Consider the following 288-nt stretch of genomic DNA (forward strand, 5'->3'; position numbering starts at 1 on the left):
GCTGAACTGCTGAACACGCCGGGGAATGCCGCCATCGTTGTCCGGTCTGCCGCTTTCCATAAGAGTGGTAAGCAGTCCCCGTTCGTTCCATTCCATCTGCCGGATGATGTCGTCAGGGCGGACTTCGCTCAGTGGGTGGCCTGTCGGGTCATAAGTAAACCGGTACTCACCGCCGTTGCCGTTTTCCAGACGCAGCAGATTGCCTCGTGCATCATAGTGCCAGCGACGCATGATACCGTTGCGGCCGGTCTGACTGAGCGGCTGCCCCAGGCGGTTATACGTCCAGAG

1 protein-coding gene is annotated in these 288 nt (G+C 59.7%); it reads right to left on the reverse strand.

The window, feature by feature from the left end; all coding sequences use genetic code 11:
• Nucleotides 1-288 (reverse strand): RHS repeat domain-containing protein (locus tag A1830_RS20825; RefSeq protein ID WP_156485062.1); only part of this gene is annotated, 288 nt, incomplete at both ends.

This window comes from Erwinia sp. ErVv1 (assembly GCF_900068895.1).
GTDB lineage: Bacteria > Pseudomonadota > Gammaproteobacteria > Enterobacterales > Enterobacteriaceae > Erwinia.